Origin of the sequence: Flavobacterium anhuiense (assembly GCF_001705175.1) — a bacterium.
Lineage (GTDB): Bacteria > Bacteroidota > Bacteroidia > Flavobacteriales > Flavobacteriaceae > Flavobacterium > Flavobacterium anhuiense.
Window position 1 is genome coordinate 3,221,960 of sequence record NZ_CP016907.1, and the last position, 19,441, is coordinate 3,241,400.

Consider the following 19,441-nt stretch of genomic DNA (forward strand, 5'->3'; position numbering starts at 1 on the left):
GAATTGAGACAGCCTTTTCGTTTGGTTATATTATTCTGATTTATTAATTGTTTCCGTAGATTTTAGCGTAAAGATCTTTATAGATCTCTTTAATAATTTTACGTTTTAGTTTTAAAGTTGGAGTAAGTTGTCCGCCATCAATAGACCATACATCTGGAGTAAGTTCAAAACGTTTTACTTGCTCCCAGTGTCCGAATTTTTTATTGATGCTTTCCACTTCTTCATCAATGCGTTTAATTACTTCTGGATTTGCACTAATTTCTGCATCTGTATTTCCTAACGTAATTTTATGGATTTTTGCCCATTCTTTTACAAACTCAAAGTTAGGCTGAATAAAAGCTCCTGGCATTTTTTCACCTTCGCCAATAACCATAATCTGCTCAATAAAACGAGATTGTTTCATAGCATTTTCGATCATTTGCGGCGCAATATATTTACCTCCTGAAGTTTTAAACATTTCTTTTTTACGATCTGTAATTTTTAAGAAACCTTCGCTGTCAATTTCTCCAATATCTCCTGTATGGAAATAACCGTCTATAACAGCTTCTGCAGTTTTCTCAGGATCTTTATAATAGCCCAACATTACGTTCGGGCCTTTTAATAAAATTTCTCCGTCCTCGGCAATTTTAACTTCGAGATTACGAATTGGTTTTCCAACGGTTCCAATTTTAAATCCTCTGTTTCTTTGATCGTTTACGGCAATTACTGGAGACGTTTCAGTTAAACCGTAACCTTCCATAACCGGAATTTCTGCCGCAGCAAAAACTCTTGTCAAACGTGGCTGTAGAGCAGCACTTCCAGAAACCATCAAGTCTAAATTTCCGCCTAAACCTTCTTTCCACTTGCTGAAAATCAATTTGCGTGCAATTTTTAACTGAAATTCATACCAAGCACCATTTGCTCCGTATGGTTCGTATTTTAAACCTAAATCGATAGCCCAGAAGAATAGTTTTTTCTTGATTCCTGTTAATTCAGCTCCTTTAGCATAAATTTTATCGTAAACTTTCTCTAAAAGTCTTGGTACAGCTGTAATTACAGTTGGACGTACTTCTTTTAAGTTATCACTGATTTTGTCAATAGATTCTCCAAAATAAACCGAAACGCCATAATATTGATAGATGTACAAAATCATTCTTTCAAAAATATGGCAAATAGGTAAGAAGCTTAATGCAGTGCTTTTTCCTGGATCAAACGGAATTCTTGGCGAGCTGTCTAAAACATTCGACACAATATTTTTGTGCGAAAGCATAACTCCTTTTGGTCTTCCTGTTGTTCCAGAAGTATAAATAATTGTGGCTAAATCGTCAGTCTTAATGCTGTCTTTTCTGGCTTCAACTTCGCTTTGATTGCTATTCTCTTCACCTAAAACCAGTAAATCTGACCAATGTTTGCATCCCGCAATTTCATTAAAAGAATAAACCTCTTTTAAAGAAGGCACATTGGCTTTAATTGCATTTACTTTCTGTAAAACTTCTTCATCAGAAACAAAGCAATAAATACTGCCGCTGTGGTTTAAAATATATTCGTAATCTTCTTCTGCAATTGTTGGATAAATAGGAACATTCTGCGCACCAGTCTGCAAAATACCAATATCCATTATATTCCACTCAGTACGGTTATTTGAACTAATTAAAGCAATTTTATCATCTTTCTGAACGCCCATACGCAATAATGCTCTCGAAATAGCATTTGCTTTTGCAATATATTCCTCGCTAGATGTTTTTTCCCAGACTCCATTTTTTTTGGTTGCAAGAGCAACTGGAAGATTGTAAGTTTCTTGTTGATAATAGGGAAAATCAAAAAGGCGTGTGATTGAAACCATGTTTAATATATTGAATTTGATTGCAAATTAAATAAAATTTAGGTATGATTTTTTATTTAATGAAATTTTATGGGAAAATTTATAGAGACTATTAAAAATCAACGAAAACGTTTTCTTTTTGATAGGAAATTTTGTCAAAAATGAAGAAATATTTAATGGGAAGGTATCTTTTTTTATTTACTGAACGTTGTAATCTTCATATTCTTTTACTCTTTCTCCCATTAAAAACATTTTTTTCTTGGCAAAATGAATAGAAAATTGAGAATAATACCATTCTTCGCTATCATTTGGTCTATACCAGAAAGTATAAGAGGCGCTATTAAATCCTTCTTTGAAAACAGGAACGCCTTCTTCTGTGCATTCTATTCCCCAATTGATTTTTTGTTTGCTTAAATCTTCGGCTTGAATAAAACCTGTGCCATCTGGATTTAAAACTGTAATAGGCTGTTTTTGATTTAGAGGAGCATAAGTTCCCGGAACTGGATATCCGATAGTCGTAATAATATAACGTTCCTTAGAATTGTGGGTAATTTGATCTACGTGAACTTGTGAATGTGAAGTGGTAACAGCAAAGAATAAGCTGAAAGCAAAAAGTAATTTTAAAAATTTCATTCTATGTAGGTTTAAGTGTTTTTGGGCTGAAAAAAATCGAGTGGCTGATTTTTTTCTGGGCGAATATAATCCATTTTTTTTATAGAATGGAGGCTTAAAAATACAAGAATGAAACTATTTGTTTTAGGTAAGTTTTTACTCCGTAGAAAACTGATTTTCGAGTAATTTTTCTTTAAAATCTGTAGTCTGTGATAATCTTTTTAATCTGTGACAAAAAAAACGCCCGATAAAGTTCGGGCGCTTTTGGTAAAATATATTTTTAGTTTTTCTCAATCCATTTTCTGGCATTGACAAAAGCTTCGTGCCAAGGCGTAACCTCGTCATTTCTGTCTTTTGGATAATGCGCCCAGTTCCACTGGAAAGTAGAACGCTCAATGTGAGGCATCATTACTAAGTGTCTTCCTGTTTTATCACACATCATAGCTGTGTTGTAATCAGAACCATTTGGGTTTGCAGGATAACCTTCGTAAGCATATTTAGAAACAATGTTATAGTTTTCTTCTGCTAAAGGCAATTTAAATTTACCTTCTCCGTGAGAAACCCAAACTCCTAAAGTACTTCCAGCAAGAGTTGACAACATAACCGAATTGTTTTCCTGAACAGTTACAGAAGTAAAGATACTTTCGTGTTTCTGGCTCTCGTTATGAAGCATTTTTCCATGAACTTCGTGCTCTGGATTAATCACTTCCAATTCCATAAACAACTGGCATCCGTTACAGATTCCGACAGAAAGAGTATCTTCTCTTTTGAAGAAATTGTCTAAAGCAGTTTTTGCTTTTTCGTTGTATAAGAAAGCTCCAGCCCAACCTTTAGCAGAACCTAAAACGTCTGAGTTAGAGAATCCACCAACAGCTCCAATAAATTGAATATCTTCAAGCGTTTCACGACCAGAAATTAAATCCGTCATGTGAACGTCTTTTACGTCAAAACCTGCCAAGTACATAGCATTTGCCATTTCACGCTCAGAATTACTTCCTTTTTCACGGATAATAGCTGCTTTTGGTCTTGGTTTAGAATTGTCGATTTCTGGTTTCTTTCCTGTGAAATGTGCAGGGAAAGTATAATTTAAAACCTGATTTTTATAGTTTTCAAAACGTGCTTGAGCTCTTCCGTTTTTAGATTGTTTTTGATCTAATAAATAAGAAGTTTCAAACCAAACGTCTCTATAAGTTGGGATGTCCAATTTCCAATTTCCAACTTCTAAAGTAGCTGTAGAAGTTACAGAACCGATTTTGAAGAATTCGATATTGTTAGCTTTCAATTTAGCTTCAACAGTTGCATCAGATTTAGCTTGGAAAACGATTCCGATGTTTTCTGCGAAAAGGATTTTCAATAAGTCTTTTTCTGCGAAAGCGCTGAAATCAATTTTAGCTCCAAGATTTACATCAGCAAAACACAATTCTAATAAAGTTGTGATTAAACCACCGCTTCCGATATCGTGACCTGCTAAAATTTGGCTTTCGCCGATTAATTCCTGAACTGTATTAAATGCATTTTTGAAGAAAGAAGCATCTTTAATGGTACAAGTTTCGTTTCCGATTGCATTTCTTATTTGTGCAAAAGAAGAACCTCCCAATTTGAAATCGTCCTGAGACAAATTGATGTAATAGATTGAATCTCCGTTTTTCTGTAAAACTGGCTCAACCACTTTTCTGATATTGGTACAGTTTCCAGCAGCTGAAATAATAACCGTTCCTGGAGCAATTACTTCATCATTTGGATATTTTTGTTTCATTGAAAGCGAATCTTTTCCTGTCGGAATATTGATTCCCAATTCAATTGCAAAATCTGAACATCCTTGTACAGCTTCGTATAAACGAGCGTCTTCGCCTTCGTTTTTACAAGCCCACATCCAGTTTGCCGATAACGAAACTCCTTTTAGCTGATCTTTGATTGGAGCCCAGATAATATTTGATAACGATTCTGCAATAGCATTTCTAGATCCAGCAACTGGATCAACCAAAGCAGCAATAGGAGCGTGACCGATAGAAGTTGCAATACCTTCTTTGCCTAAATAATCAAGAGCCATAACTCCAACGTTATTTAAAGGCAATTGTAACGGACCTGCATTTTGCTGTTTTGCTACTTTTCCTCCAACGCAACGGTCAACTTTGTTTGTTAACCAGTCTTTTGAAGCAACAGCCTCTAAACGTAAAACGTCTTTTAAATAGCTTTCGAAATCTGCAGCGTTGTAAGCAACGTCAGCATATTTTCTATCCACAGTAGTATCAGTCATAACCGTTTTTGGAGAACTTCCGAAGAAATCTTCTAAAGCATAATCCATCGGTTTTGAACCGTTAGTTTTTGATTGGAAAGTAAAACGGTGATCTCCCGTAACATCTCCAACTTCATACATTGGAGAACGCTCTCTGTCGGCAATTCTTTGTAATGTATCGATATCTTTTTGACCAATAACCAATCCCATTCTTTCTTGAGATTCGTTACCGATAATTTCTTTTGCAGAAAGAGTAGGGTCTCCAACTGGTAATTTGTCTAAATCGATCAAACCTCCAGTTTCTTCAACCAATTCAGAAAGACAGTTTAAGTGTCCACCCGCACCGTGATCGTGAATAGAAACAATTGGGTTATTGTCGCTTTCTACCAAACCACGAATGGCATTGGCAGCACGTTTTTGCATTTCTGGGTTTGAACGCTGAATGGCATTTAATTCGATTCCTGAACCAAAAGCTCCAGTATCTGCAGAAGAAACCGCTGCTCCACCCATTCCGATTCTATAGTTTTCACCTCCAAGAATAACGATTTTATCGCCTTCTTTTGGTTTGTGTTTGATAGATTGATCTAATTTTCCGTAACCAATTCCACCTGCTTGCATGATTACTTTATCGTAACCAATTTTTCTGTTTTCTTCTTCGTGTTCGAAAGTTAAAACAGAACCTGTAATAAGCGGCTGACCGAATTTATTTCCAAAATCAGAAGCTCCGTTTGAAGCTTTGATCAAGATATCCATTGGTGTTTGGTACAACCATTTTCTTTCTTCAACTGCATTTTCCCATTTTCTATCATCGTTCAAACGAGAATATGAAGTCATGTAAACTGCAGTTCCAGCTAATGGCAATGATCCTTGACCTCCAGCTAAACGGTCACGAATTTCACCTCCAGAACCTGTTGCAGCTCCGTTGAAAGGCTCAACTGTGGTTGGGAAATTGTGTGTTTCTGCTTTTAGTGAGATTACAGAATCAAATTCTTTTATTTCGTAAAAATCAGGTTTATCAGCCGATTTTGGTGCAAATTGTTGCACTTTTGGCCCTTTTACAAAAGCAACGTTGTCTTTGTAAGCAGAAACAATATCGTTAGGGTTTTCCTGAGATGTTTTTTTGATTAATTTGAAAAGAGAAGTTTCTTTTTCTTCACCATCGATCACAAATGTTCCGTTGAAAATTTTGTGACGGCAGTGCTCTGAGTTGGCTTGAGAGAAAGCAAAAATCTCAGAATCAGTTAATTTTCTTCCTAGTTTAGTCGAAAGATTGTTTAAGTATTCTACTTCTTCTTCGCTTAAAGCTAAACCTTCAACTTTGTTGTAAGTGGCAATATCATCAATTTCCAGAATTGGTTCTGGCTGAATGTTGATAGTGAAGATTTCTTGATCTAATTCGTTGAATTTTTGAGAAAGCATTGGGTCAAAATCAGTAAAATCTTCCGTTGCAGGATGAAATTCTTCGATTCTGATAATGCCAGAAATACCCATGTTTTGAGTAATTTCTACAGCATTTGTACTCCAAGGTGTGATCATAGTGGCGCGTGGACCAACAAAAAATCCTGTCAATGCAGATTTTTCGATCTTGTTTGCGTCGGCAAAAAGCCAGTTTAATTTTGAAATGTCTTGAGCTGAAATTTCGTTTTGCGTTTGTACGGCAAAAACAGTTTTGCTTTGGTTTTCAAAGAAATGGATCATTTGTGTAGTTTGTTGTATTGAGCTGCAAATTTAATGTAAATAAATAGTAAGCGCAAATTTGAAAACCATCTCTTTTCAAAAAAAATGAAATTGCTTTTTTCTTGCATTTTTTCTACCAAAAAGACGCAATATCAAGAGGTTTCGGTCTTTCGAGAAATTTAATGTTTTAGTAAAATTTCTTTTTTGATATGTTCTGTAATATTAAACTTTTAGAAAGGAAAAAATCAAAAATAAAACGGCACAATTTTGAAGTTTGCAATTGCGCAGATTTGCAAAATTTACGAAATGCAGAAAGTGATGAAAAATACGTTTCTAAAGAAAAATCTTTCAGAGGTTATGAAAAAAGCGGCAATTTGCCGCTTTTTTGGTTGATGAAAATCTAATTTTTAATTAATAATGACCTTTTTAAAAGCTATTTTTTCTCCTTTTATAATTTTAATAATATAGATTCCAGTTGGAAGATTACGTACAGAAACTTCTGGGAAAGTTGTGTTTTGTTTTTCGAATACTTTCTGACCAGACAATGAAAAAATTTCAACTGAATAAGGATTATCTACATTGCCTGGATTAATATTGAAACTTCCATTAGAAGGATTTGGATAAATTACGATTTCGTCTGAAACAATTTCTTCTTCGATTTCAGCAGCCTGAACCATTTTGCTGGCTAAATTGTTGCAAGTGTCTTGTGAATAGGAATCCCATTGTGCGCTTAAATTGAATGTCGTGCTTGGAGAAGTCACAGTCGATTTTCTTCTTAAAGTAACATCTATCGCAAAATTGGCTGTTCCACCATTGAAAGTTCCGATAATATCAATTAAAACGCCATTTTTGAATAAACCTACAGCATCATTTCCGTTAAAAGTAAGTTCGGTTGCAGTTGTTGAAATATTGGCCGCGCTTGTAGAAAAACAGCTTGATGACATTGAACTGTTTACAATTACAAATTTACTTCCAGTTGCTAAAGTGCCGCTTAAAGCTAAACCTGTACTCCAAGAACCTGCGCCGTTTGTTTGTTTTTTAATTGTATAAGCAGACAGATTAACAGAAGCTCCAGTATTGTTTGCAATTTCTAAAGCTTTGTTGTTTCCAGAACCTTCAATATATTCAGAGAAGAGAAGGTCGGTTGCAGTTCCTGTTCCGCTGCTGTTGGTTGTAGCTGAAATCGTATTGCTCGACGCAGAAGCATTTCCAGCAGCATCTTTTGCTTTTACATAAATGGAGTAAGCCGTTGAAGCAGTCAAACCTGTAATTGTTGCAGTTGTACTAGAAACCGTTGTTTTTAAAACACTATTGGCATAAACATCATAACCCGTAACTGCTACATTATCTGTAGAAGCTGTCCACGAAAGCGTAATTGAAGTGGCTGTTTTTGATGTTGAAGCCAAGCTCGTTGGTGCAGTTGGCGCCTGAGTATCTCCAGAAGGTGTTCCGCCCCAAATTTGATTTACATATTCGGGATGATCGATAAAGGGATTTCGATTGTTTTGACGAGTATAAATGGCATTATTTCTAGCGATTTCTCTTGCACTCACAGGATCTTGTGTATGCCAAGCTAAAAGCAGATTTAAGAAAGCGGTTGTAAAAACTTGATTGCTAGTGCCATTAAACATAGCATAAGAATAACCCGCAACTGTGTTTTCGTATCGAGTTGCAAAATAGAAATACATTCTGGCAATATCGCCTTTAAAGTCATTGATTGGCTCGAAAACAGTCCCCGAATAACCCGAAACTGCACTTGATCCTAATTTGCTTCCGTTTTGAGAAGTATAGGTTGCGGAACTTACATTTCCGTGCGGATAATTGGAACGTATTCCGTTTACTTTTCCATCAGTTGGAGTTATGAAATGCGCATCGGAAACCATTGGTGACTGCTCGCTAAAAACGGATTGTGGAATAATATGTTCTCTATTATAGCAATCTCCTTCTACAGAATAATTCCCGCATCTTTGAGTGGTTCCCGTTGTGTAAGTGTAAGGATCTGTTCCTGATGGATTTTCAGAATACATGTCTAATATGGTTCCGTCGTTTTCATAGAAATTATCAACGTCAGAAGTTTGGTAAGTGGTGTACAATCCAGCATAACCGTTATCTGTATGGCCTTTTATAATATTGTACAATTGAGTTTTTAAAGTGTAGCCCGTTCCCGTTGCAGTGCTGTAATATCCTGACGGAATTTGAGCAAAACCAATTGCAGTAAACATCAATAACAGTAAAAAGTAGTTTTTCTTCATAATTAATAGTTTTAAGATTTGGTTTAGAAGATAATTTTAAAAACCTGATTATTAAGTTTTTAAAAATGTGTTGTAACAAATCTACTATTTTTATGAAAGCAATGAGTTAAGCGATGTTTAATTTTAGATATATTTTCTTACGATGTTTTTTTTGTTTGCCGCGAAGGCCTAAGGCACGAAGATTTTTTTAAGGCAATTATTGATTGCAAATCCTGTTTGTCATTTCGACGAAGGAGAAATCTTCGCAAGTAACTCCGTAACGAAAATCCAATCTTTGTCGAGCTTCTAGTGGAGATTTCTCCTTCGTCGAAATGACAAAAATGAGAAAATATCTTTGCGCCTTCGCACCTTTACGAGATTAAAAACTATTTCTTCGGGAAATCCTGACTCTGATAAGCTCCCAAATCTGGTGGAGAAGTTCTTGTAATTTCTAAAATATCTGTTGGAATTATATAGGCCTGATTCCCTTTCGCGAAAGCGGCAGAAGTTTTATCAATATTAAACTTATTCTGAGAAACATTATAAAACTTCGGATTTTCATTCAGAATAATGTTGTTATAATGTTCCGTATCAGTTTTGAACTGATAATCTGGGTTTGTTGTCGAACTGCTGAATTTTAAAAGACAATTGTTTAACTGATAAACAAATGGCGTGTTAGTATTTTTGCTCAAATTAAATTCGTTGGTATTTGAGCCGTAAATAATGCAATTGTTGAAAGTAGCCTGTGTCAACGGATTGGTTTCTGGCGTTGCTCCAGCCAAAGAATTGCTTAAGCTCACAGAAAATTGTGAAGCTGTAGGCCAACTATTGTTGAAAGTGCAATGCGTGAATTGATAGTTTCCCCCATAAACGCAAGCCAAGCTTGATAGTCCAGCATAATTAATCACTATATTTTCTCCGACAATTTGAGCATTTTGAGCCGAAATTCCGTATTCAGCACAATTGTAAATCTGCGAGTTTTTAATTTCTATTGTGTTTGAAGGACTTCTAAAATCTAAACCAATAACAGCATTTTTTAAAGTCAAATGATTAATCGAATGATCGGCGCTCCCTTTTTCAAAAATAACCGATTTCCATTGTCCTGGAATGTCAGAATAAAGCGATTCTAAACGATCGCCTTCAAAAATAACTTCGTTTTCTAATTTATCACTTGTTGAAGCTGTTCCATTTATTTCTAGAGAAGCATTTTTGCTAACATACAAACCAGAATTAGCGTGAAAATGAACTCTTGTGCCGGCTTCAAAAATCACGGTTTTATCTTCTGGAACTCCAGCATAACCATAAATAACGTACGGTTTGTCATTTGTAAAAAGAAGCTCATTTCCGTTTGTAGGATCATTTTCATTTAAATAAAATCCGTCAACATCTTTTCCGTCAATTTTGATTTTTTCTTTGGTTCCGTCAGGATTTTGATTTGGATATAAAAAAACAGCGTCTTGAATTAAAGTAACCAGCGCCACTTCTTGCAGATTGGCTCCGCTGTCAAATTGAATTTCGTCTGTATATAAAAAATCATCAGGATTTGCGTTTGTGATATCTGCCGTTGTCTCTATAAAAATGTACAAACTGTCTTTTGCTAAAAGTGTAACATTTTGAAAAATTTTCCCGTTGTTGCCCGTCATTCCATCAACAGTCATTCTATATTTAGAATTCAAACCTTTTTTAAATTGCACAATCGGAATCGAAATGTCATTTTTACTTTGGTTGTAAACTTTTAATTGATACGTGCTTGAGCCAATATTTTTAAAAACAGTATCCAAATAAACCGTGTCTTTTGAGAACTTTAAATCTCCTGTGCTGGCAACGGTATCAAAGTCAGTTCGGCAAGAACTGAAAGTTATAATTATTCCGAAAATGAAGAGTGCAAAGTATTGACGCATTTAATTTCTTTTTTAGCCACTAATTCACGAATTTTTATTTGAAATAATTCGTGAATTAGTGACGAATAAATTGTAGATAAAAAACCTTTTCAATCTGTGTATCCCGATAGCTATCGGGAATGGCAAAAAGCCAAAGATTGATTTGGATTGTTTTTGTAAAAATAGCAAAAAACTGACAAGTTCATAATTGATTTTTAATTTTAGAATCCGATTTTTCGATTTGTGTCTTATCTTTCTTTAATTTTACGTTTTTAAAGTTTATTTTAATGAATTATACAAAAGAGCAGATTTTAGCGCGCTGTAATGAGTTTTCTAAAAACACATTAATGGAAACGCTGAAAATTGAATATATCGACGCCGGAGAAGATTTTTTAACTGCAAAAATGCCTGTAAATCCAAGCGTTCACCAGCCAATGGGGTTATTGCACGGAGGTGCTTCTGTAGCTTTAGCGGAAAGTGTTGGCAGTGCAGCTTCTTTCTTTTTTATCAATCCGAAAGAGCAGGAGGTAAGAGGCATTGAAATCTCGGCAAATCATCTAAAAAGTATTCGTGAAGGTTATGTTTTCGGAACAGCCAGAATTATCCACAAAGGAAGAAGCCTTCATCTTTGGGAAATTAAGATTACCGATGAAGAAGGTAATTTGGTTTCGCTTTGCAAATTGACGAATATGGTTTTGGATAGAAAGAAAAGTGAATAGATTATGAATGCATTTTTCTTAAAAATTAAAAATCATAAAGAACAAAATTTACCCTTTGTGCTTTATTCAAAACCCAATTCAGAAAACTACATTGGGATTTTACAGCAAAACAATAATTTAAATACGGTTTCTGATTACAGCGAAAAAGGATTTGTTTTTGCTTCTTTTGATGAAAAACAATTGATCCTAATTCCAGAAAATGAATCGGAAGTTATTACTGCTAATAAAGAAGAAACCTCATTTGCTCCAATAGAAATTGATGATTTGAGTTTTGATTCTGAAGCTAAATTTCAATATGAATATTTAGTAGCTCAGGGAATTCAGGCCATCAAAAATGAAGAATTCAAAAAAGTAGTTTTATCAAGAAGTGAAGAAGTGCCTTTGGCTGAATTTGATTGTATTGAAACTTTTCAGCACTTGGTTCAGTTATATCCAGCCACTTTTTGTTATTGCTTCTTTCACCCAAAAATAGGGCTTTGGATGGGAGCCACACCAGAAAAACTGCTAAAAGCAAACGGAAATGTTTTTGAAACCATGGCTTTGGCGGGAACACAGAAAGATAATCTGCAAACGGAAATTGTTTGGCAGCAGAAAGAAAAAGACGAACAGCAATTTGTGACTGATTTTATTGTAAAACGCCTTCGAGAATTTACGGCTTCGGTTGTAGTTTCTGAACCTTATAGTTTGAAAGCAGGATCGATTTGGCATATTAAAACGGAAATTTCGGGTGTTTTAAAAGATAATTCAACTTTAGAAGAAGTTATCGATACTTTGCATCCTACGCCAGCTGTTTGCGGACTTCCTAAAAAGAAATCTAAAGCATTTATTTTGGAAAACGAAAATTACGATAGAACTTTCTATACGGGTTTCTTAGGCGAATTAAACAGCACATTTGCAGGAAATAATGCAAGTTCTGATTTATTTGTAAATTTACGATGCATGCAGATTCAGGAAGAAAAAGCAATTCTGTATATGGGTTGCGGCATCACAAAAGAAAGCGTTCCGGAAAAAGAATGGGAAGAAAGCGTCAACAAATCAATGACGATGAAAAGAGTACTGAAAAAAGAAAAAAGAGAATAGAATAAAGAAAATAGACAAAAGATCAATTTTGATTTTCAGAATTGTAATTGAAATTGAATTTTGACATTGATATTGAAAATTATGAAACTAGACATATTAGCCTTTGGCGCGCATCCAGACGATGTAGAATTGGGTTGTGCCGGAACCATTTTAAAAGAAGTATCACTTGGTAAAAAAGTAGGTATTGTAGATTTAACTCGTGGTGAGCTGGGAACTCGTGGAACTGCGGAAACTAGAGATCAGGAAGCAAAAGATGCAGCGAAAATTTTAGGAGTCGTTGTACGTGAAAATTTACGCATGCGTGATGGTTTTTTTGTAAATGACGAAAAGCATCAATTAGAGGTCATTAAAATGATTCGTAAATATAAACCTGAGATTGTTTTATGCAATGCAATTGACGATCGCCACATTGATCACGGAAGAGGAAGCAAACTCGTTTCTGATGCTTGCTTTTTGTCTGGTTTGATGAAAATCGAAACTTCGATTGATGGCGAGGCACAAGAAGCTTGGAGACCAAAAGTAGTGTATCATTATATTCAATGGAAAAACATTACCCCAGACTTCGTTGTGGATATTACAGGTTTTGAAGAAAAGAAAGTGGAAGCGATTATGGCTTACAAAACTCAATTTTATGATCCTAATTCGAATGAACCTGCAACGCCAATTACCAGTAAAAACTTTTTTGAAAGCCTAAATTATCGTGCGAAAGACCTAGGAAGACTAGTTGGGAAAGATTTTGCAGAAGGTTTTACAGTTGAAAGATGTTTGGCTGTCAATAGCTTAGAAAATTTGATTTAATTTTTATAAAAATTTTTCATTTTTTTCTTTGTAGAACTCAACCTTTGTTCTATATTTGCACTCGCTAAGCAGAAAAATGGTGGTTGTAGCTCAGCTGGTTAGAGTAGCGGTTTGTGGTGCCGCGGGTCGCCGGTTCGAACCCGGTCAGCCACCCAGATTTAAAGCCTTGAAGAAATTCAAGGCTTTTTTTGTTTTCTGACGAAAACTAAAAAAGTGAAATTCCAATTTTTGAAATTCCAAATTCCAACTCACTACAGTTTGAAATTTGGAATTTTTTATTTTGTATCTAATCTCAAAGAGTTTGGAGTTTGGGTTTTAGAATATTGGAAATTAAAAAAGCCCAACTTGCAAGTTGGGCTTTTCTTGTGGTTATTATATTTGGTTTATGTATTATCGAATTTCTTCAAATGTAGTGCCTTGTGTAATGTCACCTGTTTTATAACCTTTTTTAAACCAATACATTCTTTGTTCTGAAGTGCCGTGTGTAAAAGAATCGGGAACAACGTGTCCTTGCATTTTGCTTTGAATGGCATCGTCTCCGACAGCATTCGCGGCACTTAGAGCTTCTTCAATATCTCCAACGTCAAGATCTTTCTGGTTATCATGTGCCCAAACGCCAGCATAAAAATCAGCTTGTAATTCTAAGGCTACAGATAATTTATTGGCTTCGGCGTCGCTTTTTCCCTGCTGCATTTGACGCATTTTAGAAGACGTTCCTAATAAGGTTTGAATATGATGACCAATTTCATGCGCGATAACGTATGCAATCGCAAAATCGCCTCCTTTTGCACCAAATTTGGTTTTTAGTTCTTCAAAAAAAGCCAAGTCCATATATACTTTGCGATCAGCGGGGCAGTAAAAAGGTCCAGAGGCAGATGATGCGCCTCCACATGCAGTTTGAGTGGAGTTTTTAAATAAGACTAATTTTGGTTTTTCGTAAGTCATTCCATGTTCTGCGAAAATTTTAGTCCATGTGTCTTCATTATAAGCCAGCATAGTCTTTACAAATGCTCCCATTTCCTCATCGTCCTTGCTTAAAGGAGCTGCAGCTTCTGTCTGCTGACCTTGACCGCCTTGCATTTGTTCTAAAATAGGCGCTATTTGCTGACCCGTTTCACCGCCAAAAAGATTAAGCAGTAAAACGATGATTCCGATAACTCCACCGCCAATTATTGCTTTGCCTCCGCCGGAAATTGATCTTCTGTCTTCGACATTATCACTTTGTCTTCTGCCTTGCCACTTCATATTGAATTGTTTTTTTATTTTTTGTTTGAAACGTTGTACGAATTTATAGATTTTTTATGATAAATTTTACTATTGAAGTGTTTTGTTTAGTTTTCAGCCTCAGCAAAACGCTTAGAAACTGAAAACTGCGACACAGACTGAAAACTAAAAATTACCTAGCCATTTAATTAAGGCTTCTTCAACACTTCCTTTCATAATTGGTTTAGAAATGTAATCGTCCATTCCAGCAGAAATACATTTGTTGCGTTCTTCTTTTTCTGCACCTGCGGTAACAGCAATTATTGGAACATCTCGCCCTTTTTTAGTATTTCTGATTGCCTTGGCAGTTTCATATCCATTCATAATCGGCATCTGAATATCCATAAAAATTATGGTTGGATTAATTTGTTCAAATTGCTGAATGGCTTCATAACCGTTTTCACATTCGAAAATAAAAGCGTTGTTGTAAAGATTTTTTATAATGGTCTTAAGAAGAAGCATGTTTACTTTGTTGTCTTCAACAATTAGAAAAGTAATATTGCTGCCGTTTGTTTCAATTTCATCAGAATCAAGATTGATATTTAAACTTTTAAGTTCTGCATTGTATTTGTCATTAATGCTTTGGTTACTCGTTTTTAAATTAAGATCAAAGAAAAAAGTGCTTCCTTCATCAATTTTGCTTTCTAGCTGTAAACGGCTTTCCATTAAAGCTAATAATTGATTGGATATGGTTAAACCAAGTCCAGTTCCTCCAAATTTTCTAGTCGTAGAGCTGTCTTCCTGAGAAAAGGCTTTGAAAATCTTCTGTTGATTTTTTTCCAAAATGCCAATGCCTGTATCGATTACAGCAAAGCGAATCACGCAGTTGTTGTTGTGTTTTTTTTCTAAAACGGAAACATTTAATTTGATGGAACCTTCAATTGTAAATTTAACCGCATTAGAAAGCAGATTAATCAAAATCTGTTTCAGACGGACAATATCGGTCCAGATATATTTTGGAACTTCAGGATCAATATTCAATTCAAGTTCGAGATTCTTCTTATTGGATTCGTAGACAATTAAATCAAAAACTTGCCCTAAGATTTTTTTGAGATCATATAAATCAATAAAGAGCTCTAATTTTCCAGCTTCAATTTTTGAGAAATCTAAAATGTCATTAATAATTTCAAGAAGAGAATGAGCCGATTGGTTAATTGTCGTCATATATTTTTCTTGAATTTCCTCTAAATCTGTTTTCATTAATAGATGTGTAAAACCAATAATTCCGTTTAGAGGAGTTCTAATTTCATGCGACATATTGGCTAAAAAGTCAGATTTTGATTTGTTTGCTGCTTCGGCCAATTGTTTGGCTTTTATAGCGTCTTCGATTTCTTTTTTGCTTGTAATATCAAAATAGATTCCGCCAACAAATTCAATTTCATCATCTCGCTTAATTACGTCTCCAAATTCTTCTATCCAAATATACTCGCCACTCTTGCGCTTAATGCGGTATACATTATGCAAAGGCATTCCGTTTTGGAGATTATCGATTTGATTGTTAATTACTTCTTCTTTGTCTTCAGGATGAATTAACGATAGAAAAGACAAATTATTTTCAATAAATTCAGATTTTGAATATCCAGTAAGGTTCGAAACCTCGTCGTTTAAGAATATTTTGGTTGAGAAAGCATCAAATTTCGATAAATACACCGTTCCAGGAATGTTGTTGGCAATCAATTTGAATTTTTCTTCACTTTCGATAATTTTAGTTTCATTTCGGTTTCTTTCTAATGCAGACGAAATATTATTGGCCAAAACCTGAAAGATATTAATTTCGTCTTCAGACCATTTTCTTTCCGTCGTACAATCATCAAAACCAATGAAACCAGTAAAAATATCATTTATGTAAATCGGTAAAATTAAAATTGACTGAATTTCGTTATCGATCAGAAGCTTTTTGAAAAAACTGTCATTAAGATTTCGAGTTAGCGTATTTAGGATTTTTCTCTGTGATGCCGCATCATAAATCTCTCGCAGATTTTCTTCGGTCATGGAGCGCAATGGCGTAATCTGATGTATAACCCCTTCGCGAGACCATTTGTATTTTTGGCTTACAGTATTGTAAATGGCATCTTTTTCGTAGTAATACATATGATCTACTTTGGCTGCTTTTCCAATAATGTTGTAGGTTTCCTCAAACATCTGATGTGTGGTTTTGCTTAGCAGGAATTTTTCGGTACATAAAGAAAGTGCAGACAAAAGCTGGCTTTTAAGCTGTAATTTTCTTTCTGCTTCCAATCGCATTTGTGAAGAAATGGCAAGCGAAATTACATCTGAGATAGTTCTCGCATAATTAATGTCTTCATTATCCCATTCGCGTTTTTGTTCGGTGCTTTCAAAGCAGACCACACCTGCCAATTGTCCCGTTAGGAAAATAGGAACATCCAACATCGATTTTATGTTGTTTTTTGTAAAGTAAAGTTTTTGAAATTCAGATGTTTCTAATTTGTTGAATACATCTGGAGCATTTATAATCGCTTTGTTGTTCAGTGTTTCAAAATAAATAGGATAGGACTCTTTCTTCAAAATGCTTTTATCGTTTAAGCTTTGATTGTCAAGGCTAAAAAGATTTTTACAGGTAATGAGATCGTTGTCATATTTCCAAAAACTTACACGATTGACGTCGCTAATTGTGGCTGCTTCTTTTAGTATTAAATCAATAATGGTGTTTAATTCATTGTATTTGCTAAAGTCCGTAGTCGATAATTTTTTGGTCGAATTATTGTAAGCTTCAATTTTTTTAAGACGCTTTTTTTTCTCATTTTCGATATTCTTTTTTTCAGTAATATCTCTTGCAATGCCAGAAAAACCAGTCGTTAATCCTAAATCATTTTTACGTACAATGATCTTTTGCGAAATCCATACTTCTTCGCCATTTTTCTTCAGGACTGGAATTTCGATAATCGGATAATTATTTTCATTCAGCACTAAATTTTCATAAAAATCTACAGCACTGGTAATATAATGTTCGTGAATAAAATTGGAATAATGTTTTTTAATGATTTCATTTTCAGTGTAACCAAGAATCGAAAAACCAAATTCATTCATAAAAGTAAAATATCCTTCTGCATCAATTTCAAAAATAATATCGGTTGCGGTCTGAATTAGATTTTTGTACTGGTCTTGAACGATAATCTGCTCTGTAACATCTTGCCCAATACTAATTATTAAATCTTCTGAGAACTTTTTATCTTTCCATTGGATGTATTTGTATTCGCCAATTTTTGTTTTTAATTTTCTGATGTACAGCTTGTTTTCGTGGTTTTTAATGGGGTCTAATTTTTCTTCTGAATCTTCGGTTAGCTCCCAGAATTTTAATCCCATCACTTCATCAGGCAGATATCCTAAAATGGGAGTAATGGTTTCACTGCAAAAAAGAATTTCGCTTTTTTGATTTGAGGCTATGGTAAGCGAATTGCCTTTGTGAACTATTTCATTTGCAAACCTAAAATTGTCACGATTGTTTAATAAGACAGCATATTTAACTTGATTTATAATGAAAATTAGGATGCAGAAATTAAGCAATAAAATAGAAGACTTTATTGGGATAAGATGAAATAATAAAGTAGCAATTAAAAAGGTAAATGTTAAACCAACAAAAGACCAATAAATTTTTATGGGTTTAAGAATGTTGTACGAAAAGAAAAATGAGATCAGGAAAACAATTATAGGTACTACGTCATTTCGTAAGGTGACAATATTATAGGCGACATAACTGATATAAATAAAAAAACAGGAAATAAAAATCTGCTGGATTTTATCTCTCACCCATTTGATTTTGTTTGTTATCACGTAAATAATCAGAACAAAAATACCAATCAGGACATTTACCACTAAAAGGCTTTTGGGTCTGATTTTGAAAATTTCATTGATGATTTCGATAACAATTACCGCAATACCGAAAAATAGAATATAAAGCTGGTATTCTTTGCTTACGGTTTCCTGCTCTTTCTTTTTTTCAATGAAATATCCAATTTTAGCTTTAATTTTAAAAAACTGGTAAACTAAGAGCGAAAGAAAGGCAATAAGCGATAATCCTAAAACAACAAGTTTATGATTGTTGTAATAAATGATATCAGAATTAAACACATACCATCCGGTCATAATTGACTCAAAGGCACTTCCGCTGGCAGAAATTCCTGAGATAACCGAATTGAAAAAACTACAGTTTGCGGCCATAGAATTTGGGTATGTTGGTTAAGTAAATAGCGTTTTGAGAATTCTTAAAAAGAAGTGGTTAGGTTCTCTATAATTAAGAATTTTCTATTTTAATCTACATTGTATTTTCCGATTGAATCAATTGAATCTTCTTCTTCAGAATGTGTTCCAAAAATGGCAAAATATGTAGCATATTGCATTGAACTGTTAAAAACCGCAGTAAATATTACTCCTACACAGCATGCCACAAGTCCTACCAAAGCACCTAAAAAACCTATGATAAAAAATGCGAATATGTTTAGTGGATTTTTAGTAACTATGATAATGCTTGCTTTCAAGGATTCTATTGCTGTCAAATTCCCAAAAATAATTAGAGGGGTTGACAAATAAACAAAATAAGATATAATGTAGGGAATTGCAAATGCAATAAGTTCTCCAAATGGAATATTTAAACTTCTAATTAAATTTGAAAGCAAGTTTCCTGTAATAGCCGTGATAATAGCTGCGACGAAAATCTGTGCAAAATATTTTCCTTTGTAATAGTAGAACATCGTAGAGACATTAAATTCAATGTCTTTATCTGCAGAATCTGCCATTTTTAAAAATCCTGCACCAAAAGGAGCTATTAATGCTGCTAACAAAGAAAATCCAATAGTTTGAACTAAAAGCTCAACACCTGTGAAATTTTGATTTGTGAATTCCTTTAGATAATCTTGCTTTAGGCTCTCGATTCCAAAATAGGCGATCAATATTCCCATATATGCCATCACAATGATAATGGCTAAGACCAAAATGATAAGTCCCGAATAAAGAGCTATTTTTTTATAGTTTTCGAAAGCGTGATTGAAAACGGAAGAAAAATCAAGGGAAAAGCCATTTTTTTTAATGTCCTCAATTTGGTCAAGTGTAGATTTCATTTATATTTATAATTGTTTTATAGACTTATAACATTTTTAAAGGTATCTTGACGTAAATATAATATTTTT

Annotated in this window: 11 protein-coding genes and 1 tRNA gene; 4 read left to right on the top strand and 8 right to left on the bottom strand. The window is 34.4% G+C overall.

The features are described 5' to 3' along the window. Positions 1 to 43 precede the first annotated feature (43 nt). The 5 genes from BB050_RS14120 to BB050_RS14145 all read right to left on the bottom strand — a co-directional run bounded on the left by BB050_RS14120 (position 44) and on the right by BB050_RS14145 (position 10,458). The gene (locus tag BB050_RS14120) at positions 44 to 1,822 is read right to left on the bottom strand and encodes an AMP-dependent synthetase/ligase (protein ID WP_066033983.1); all 1,779 of its coding nucleotides are present in this window, start codon (positions 1,820 to 1,822) and stop codon (positions 44 to 46) included. 177 nt (positions 1,823 to 1,999) lie between these two features. Continuing rightward, entirely contained in the window at positions 2,000 to 2,434 is a 435-nt protein-coding gene (locus BB050_RS14125) for a hypothetical protein (RefSeq protein WP_066033984.1), read from the bottom strand. A gap of 259 nt (positions 2,435 to 2,693) precedes the next feature. Further along, positions 2,694 to 6,347 carry a phosphoribosylformylglycinamidine synthase gene (gene purL, locus BB050_RS14130; RefSeq protein ID WP_066033985.1) on the bottom strand — a complete coding sequence of 1,218 codons (3,654 nt, stop codon included), beginning with the start codon at positions 6,345 to 6,347 and terminating at the stop codon, positions 2,694 to 2,696. Between the two features lie 386 nt (positions 6,348 to 6,733). Continuing rightward, positions 6,734 to 8,578, bottom strand: a complete 1,845-nt coding sequence (locus tag BB050_RS14140; protein WP_066033987.1) for an endonuclease — start codon at positions 8,576 to 8,578, stop codon at positions 6,734 to 6,736. A gap of 365 nt (positions 8,579 to 8,943) precedes the next feature. After that, complete coding sequence (locus BB050_RS14145) at positions 8,944 to 10,458, bottom strand: hypothetical protein (RefSeq protein WP_066033988.1); 1,515 nt, start codon at positions 10,456 to 10,458, stop codon at positions 8,944 to 8,946. A gap of 266 nt (positions 10,459 to 10,724) precedes the next feature. On the opposite strand from BB050_RS14145, the gene BB050_RS14150 reads away from it, so the two are divergent. The 4 genes from BB050_RS14150 to BB050_RS14165 all read left to right on the top strand — a co-directional run bounded on the left by BB050_RS14150 (position 10,725) and on the right by BB050_RS14165 (position 13,187). Then, positions 10,725 to 11,156 (top strand): PaaI family thioesterase, encoded by a 432-nt coding sequence (locus BB050_RS14150; RefSeq protein ID WP_012026684.1) that lies wholly within the window; start codon positions 10,725 to 10,727, stop codon positions 11,154 to 11,156. Positions 11,157 to 11,159: 3 nt separating this feature from the next. Then, complete coding sequence (locus BB050_RS14155; protein WP_066033989.1) at positions 11,160 to 12,236, top strand: chorismate-binding protein; 1,077 nt, start codon at positions 11,160 to 11,162, stop codon at positions 12,234 to 12,236. Positions 12,237 to 12,317: 81 nt separating this feature from the next. Then, positions 12,318 to 13,034 (top strand): bacillithiol biosynthesis deacetylase BshB1, encoded by a 717-nt coding sequence (gene bshB1 / locus BB050_RS14160; protein ID WP_066033990.1) that lies wholly within the window; start codon positions 12,318 to 12,320, stop codon positions 13,032 to 13,034. Positions 13,035 to 13,113: 79 nt separating this feature from the next. Further along, positions 13,114 to 13,187, top strand: a tRNA-His gene (locus tag BB050_RS14165). Positions 13,188 to 13,424: 237 nt separating this feature from the next. Here BB050_RS14165 and ypfJ read toward each other — a convergent pair. From ypfJ to BB050_RS14180, 3 genes are all read right to left on the bottom strand, one after another. Then, the gene (gene ypfJ, locus BB050_RS14170) at positions 13,425 to 14,279 is read right to left on the bottom strand and encodes a KPN_02809 family neutral zinc metallopeptidase (protein ID WP_066033991.1); all 855 of its coding nucleotides are present in this window, start codon (positions 14,277 to 14,279) and stop codon (positions 13,425 to 13,427) included. A 144-nt stretch (positions 14,280 to 14,423) separates the two neighbouring features. Further along, positions 14,424 to 18,476: a PAS domain S-box protein gene (locus BB050_RS14175; RefSeq protein WP_066033992.1), complete on the bottom strand. Its 4,053-nt coding sequence runs from the start codon at positions 18,474 to 18,476 to the stop codon at positions 14,424 to 14,426. Between the two features lie 89 nt (positions 18,477 to 18,565). Then, positions 18,566 to 19,372, bottom strand: coding sequence for a hypothetical protein (locus tag BB050_RS14180; protein ID WP_066033993.1), 807 nt, complete (start codon positions 19,370 to 19,372; stop codon positions 18,566 to 18,568). Positions 19,373 to 19,441 lie beyond the last annotated feature (69 nt).